Annotated in this window: 3 protein-coding genes; all 3 read right to left on the reverse strand. The window is 56.2% G+C overall.

The window, feature by feature from the left end; genetic code table 11:
• Nucleotides 1-183 (reverse strand): hypothetical protein (locus AACY11_RS28115; RefSeq protein WP_339434342.1); only part of this gene is annotated, 183 nt, incomplete at its 3' end.
• Nucleotides 170-973, reverse strand: a complete 804-nt coding sequence (istB, locus tag AACY11_RS28120; protein ID WP_339434343.1) for an IS21-like element ISPsy20 family helper ATPase IstB — start codon at nucleotides 971-973, stop codon at nucleotides 170-172. The genes istB and AACY11_RS28115, both read right to left, overlap by 14 nt.
• Nucleotides 966-2,465 carry an IS21 family transposase gene (istA, locus tag AACY11_RS28125; protein ID WP_339434344.1) on the reverse strand — a complete coding sequence of 500 codons (1,500 nt, stop codon included), beginning with the start codon at nucleotides 2,463-2,465 and terminating at the stop codon, nucleotides 966-968. Before istA ends, istB begins: the two co-directional genes overlap by 8 nt.
• Between the last annotated feature and the right edge of the window lie 115 nt (nucleotides 2,466-2,580).

Genomic DNA, 2,580 nt, shown 5'->3' on the forward strand with positions numbered 1-2,580 from the left:
TGTTGGCGCTGATTGAAAACTGACCCACCCTGCCGATTGAAAAATGACCCAGGACGGATTGCTGATTTTTGCCACAGCAATTGTGGATAAGCTTAGCAGCAGTGTTCCGGTTGACGACGCATCGGGCCCCACCGCATGCAGGCATGCGGCAGGGTGTTTACGGTGCAGATCAAAACGGTTCATCGTCCTCGATACCATCTCCGTCCTTGCGCTTTCGTTCCCGTGACTTGATCTTTGTCTGGGCGGCCAAGGTGCTATGTTGCAGGCGGTAGGACTCGTTGCCCGTTTCGACGATGTGGCAGTGGTGTGTCAGCCGATCCAACAACGCGGTGGTCATCTTGGCGTCGCCAAACACACTCGACCATTCCGAGAAGCTCAGGTTGGTGGTGATGACCACGCTGGTGTGTTCGTACAGTTTGGACAGCAGGTGAAATAACAGGGCGCCGCCGCTTTGGCTGAAGGGCAAATATCCGAGTTCATCCAGTATCACCAGGTCTGTGCGAAGCAGTGCCTGGGCGATTCGCCCTGCCTTGCCATCGTACTTCTCACGCTCCAGCAGATTCACCAGATCCACCGTGGAAAAGAAGCGCACGCGTTTGTTGTACGCCGTGATTCCGGATACAGCCAAGGCACTGGCCAAGTGTGTTTTTCCGGTTCCAGGCCCACCGATGAACACCACATTTTGCGCTGTCTCCGTAAACTCCAGGCTGGATAACTCCTTGACCAACCGGGCATCAGCGCAGGAAGCGCTGAAGTCAAAGCCAGCTAAATCACGGTGCATTGGGAGTTTTGCCATGTTCATCTGGTGGTTTACTGAGCGCACCGCTCGATCCGCATGTTCCTGTTGAAGCAGATGTTCCAGCAGCCATTTCGATGAAGCCGTCGACGCTGTTCCTTGAGAGACCAGTTCTTCCCAAGCACTGGCCATGCCGTGCAGGCGCAGTTCTTTGAGTTCCGTCATTAGGTCACGCATTGCGATTCTCCTCATCAGTCGAACGGAGCCGGTCGTAGCGCGCCGTATTGGCAACAGGCGCTACCTTGAGTTGCAAGCTGGTTTCTACGCAGGGAGGAGGTGCGGTGGAGGTCAGGCGGGCAACGACATTGAGGATGTGATCGGCGCTGAGACTTCCCGACTCAAGTACCAGCTCCACCGCCACCAGCACCGGTTCGAGACCGGCGATGGGCACAGCAGCCAGTACCTGCATCATGATTCGATCACCGTTGGTATGACGCCTCAGTCCCCGCTTGAGAAGCAGTAACGGCTTCGGCAGATCGGCAAATGGAGCGCCATTGCGCAATGCACCAGGCTTGCGTTCAATAAGTGGGATGTAGTGCTGCCAGTCAAAACTGACCTGATCTCGATCAAAAAGGCGCTCGTGGCTGGCGATCACCGTTTCGTCAGCGATGACCACGATCCGCGAAGGGTACAAGCGGCTGCTGACCCACTGACCAACACGCTCGCAAGGCACCGAATAACGATTTCTCGACACGCTGATCAGGCAGGTGCTAGAAACACGGACGGTGCGTTCGACGTAGCCATCAAAAGCCGTCGGCATCGGCATCATTTCAACCTGCTCCAGCTCCAGGACTTCTGCCACCGTCAAACCGTTGTATTGCGGATGTATAAGTTCACCCCAGAGCGCACGACAGCGTTGGCCGAGCCAGACGTTCAGCTCCTCGAAGGTATGGAACATGCAGTTTTGAGCATCGAGCCAGATTCGCCTCCGGCTGTCCTGAACGTTCTTCTCGACAATGCCCTTTTCCCAGCCAGAGGCTACGTTGCAGAAATCCGGATCGAACAGGTAGTGCGCGCACATCACGGAAAACCGGGCATTGACCGTGCGACCCTTGCCTTTGTTGACCTTGTCGACAGCCGTTTTCATGTTGTCGTAAATGCCGCGACGCGGCACGCCACCTAATGCTCCGAACGAGCGTGTATGGGCATCGAATAGCATCTCGTGACCTTGGCTCGGGTACGCAACCAACCAGAATGCGCGACTGGCGCACAGCTTCATGTGGGAGACCTGGATGCGTCGAAACAGGCCTCCGATCAGCAGCCCTTCTTCGCTCCAGTCAAATTGAAAGGCTTCACCGAGCGCAAACGTCAGCGGTACAAAAGCGCGTAAACACTTGCCTTGCTCGCCTCGCCACGAGCGTACAAACGCCGTGAGCTGGCTGTAGCCGCCGTCATAACCCTCGGCCTTGATCTGCTCGAAAAGTGCTTTGGCGCTTCTGCGATTGTGCTTTGCCCGGAACGAGTCGGCTTTCAGCGCCTGTTCCAGCGTGTCGTGGAAAGGGCTGAGTTTGTTGAAGGTCGCGCACCGATGGTACGCCGGCTGAGTGACTTCGGGCGCTCTGACCCATTTTCGGATGGTGTTTCTCGACAGCCCGGTACGCTTGGCTATCTGATGCAGCGAGAGCTTGTCGCGGAAGTACATCCGCCGGATTTTCCCCAACATTTCCATGCTGATCACCCTGTGTTCTCCTGCTCAAAAAGTGAGCAGAAGCAGTTGAACACCTGGGTCAGTTTTCAGTCGGCAGAACAGCCTCTACTGGGTCAGTTTTCGGTCAGCGGCAACA

Source organism: Pseudomonas sp. RA_105y_Pfl2_P56, assembly GCF_963970845.1.
GTDB classification, from domain to species: domain Bacteria; phylum Pseudomonadota; class Gammaproteobacteria; order Pseudomonadales; family Pseudomonadaceae; genus Aquipseudomonas; species Aquipseudomonas baetica_A.